Source organism: Kitasatospora sp. NPDC023385, assembly GCF_055664045.1.
In genome coordinates, this window is sequence record NZ_JBVOOL010000095.1 from 1 (window position 1) to 1771 (window position 1771).

2 protein-coding genes are annotated in these 1771 nt (G+C 65.6%); both read left to right on the plus strand.

Going from position 1 to position 1771, the window contains the following annotated elements; translation table 11 throughout:
• Nucleotides 1-514 precede the first annotated feature (514 nt).
• Entirely contained in the window at nucleotides 515-826 is a 312-nt protein-coding gene (locus tag AC0B61_RS37160) for an endonuclease domain-containing protein (protein ID WP_471746958.1), read from the plus strand.
• A gap of 383 nt (nucleotides 827-1209) precedes the next feature.
• The gene (locus AC0B61_RS37165; RefSeq protein ID WP_471746956.1) at nucleotides 1210-1605 is read left to right on the plus strand and encodes a hypothetical protein; all 396 of its coding nucleotides are present in this window, start codon (nucleotides 1210-1212) and stop codon (nucleotides 1603-1605) included.
• Nucleotides 1606-1771 lie beyond the last annotated feature (166 nt).

Consider the following 1771-nt stretch of genomic DNA (forward strand, 5'->3'; position numbering starts at 1 on the left):
ACTCCAGAACCACTGAAGCCAGAATGTTCAAGAGATCGCAGAGCGGCTCGCTTTTGATCCGCCGTCCGTGGCCCTCGATTCACCCGTCGCCGAGATCCGCCCAGGTGATGTCTGCACGAAGCGGCAGACGGCACCTGAGGCTCCATCGGAAGCAGTGTTCGGCGACGATGGACGGTTTCACCTCCGCGGCTCACGGATGCTTTGTTCGATTCCTGAGCGCGGGATGCCGGAGTGGGTGGCACCTCGTGAGGGCCAGGAGCGGCCCCGGTCAGAACCCTTGGCCACCTGGCGGCACGAAGCGCAACTGAGGTGGTGGGTCGACGAGGCGGGACGGGCGCTCCGGACAGCCAGTCAGACGATCACTGATCCGAACGTTCGGGAGCTGATGGCGCTATGGCATGTCACGGCGCCGGACGGCGCCGGCGTGGATCCGGGATCGGTTCCACTGACGCAACGCTGCCCTATCGCACCGGCCTACCTGTGGCCGCCGACCAGGTCGACCAGCCCGATCGGGATGCTTCGGAGCCGACTGGCTTCGAGGTTCGGCCCCCGATGTTCCCTGTGCGGCGTTCTGCCCGGCTCTGTGGTCGACCATGACCACTTTGACGGCCTGGTGCGAGGTCTGCTCTGCGCGGTGTGCAACACCGGCCTGGAGTCCTGCCTTCACGTGGACCGATGCCCGCGTGCCGTGTACCTCAACGATCCCCCGGCCGCCGCTCTCCGGCTGAACTACCCGAGCGCACGCAAGACGGTCAAGGAGTTGCGGTACACCGAGCGCAGGATCGCCGCGCTTGGGTTCGATCCGTTCGAGCTTCTCCGTTCGTAGACATGACGGGAGGTGTCCGCACGCTGGGCCGGGCGGCGCTGATCGAAACCGCCGTCGGCGAGGGCGCCTGGAGCTCGAAAGTGCCGTCTGGTTCGCGCGCGGCCAACGGCAGGCTGTGGTACGTAGCCAACCCGGCTGCTGGTACAGCCAGTTCGCGTGAAGCCCTTGGCAGTTGATGCCGCACTGTTCGCGTCGCTTGCGTCCCATGAGGCGAGACGCCGGCCAGCGCTGAAAGTAGTTCCATCGCATGAATGAGTCCGAGTGGGTGAGTGATTCGCCGCGCTTTGGTCTGATTTGTCGGACTATGGTGCTGCACTCGGAACATGACAAGAACACAAGATGTCCGCCCGGGAGATCCACCTTCTTCGGGTGCGGAAGCGGATGTGCTGGTTGAGCGACTGCTTGACCGTGAGGAGCGTCGGCTGCTCTCCGCGGCGGCGCAGCAGGAGGAGGACGGCGACAGCTGGCTCGGCCTGGTCGCGGACGCGGGCTTTGTCCGGCGATGCACGGTGTTGGCGCGTTCTGCCCCGCTGCACCGGATCGACCAGCGGCAGGCATGGCAGCAGTTCCCTGCCGACCTGTATGACCCGCGCGCACTGGCATTGGCGGCGCTGGAGGCCGTCGTCAGCCGGCAGGGCATGGAGCTGGAGGCTACGACCGAGGAAGTGGTGGAGTACCTGGCCTCGCTTGCACGGGCCGCTGCGCCTGAGAAGCGATCCGCAAACCCGTCGCAAGGGTTGGGATTAGCACGAGTGTTCCAGGGTTCCCGATTCGGGTGATCACGGCGTTGTCGCCGCATGAAGACAGGGCCCCTGTGCAGCTTGGAGGTTGTCGGGACCAAAAAGCCGCAAGGAGTCTCAATGACGGAGTCAAGCCGTCTGCGTGACCGGATCGGGGGTGAAGACCCGGTTGTCGCGCAGGAGCGCCCACAGGACGCTGACGCGC

Excerpts from the sequence above, each read along its gene's own strand:
- AC0B61_RS37160 (WP_471746958.1), top strand. The coding sequence starts at position 515 with ATGCTTCGGAGCCGACTGGCTTCGAGGTTCGGCCCCCGATGTTCCCTG.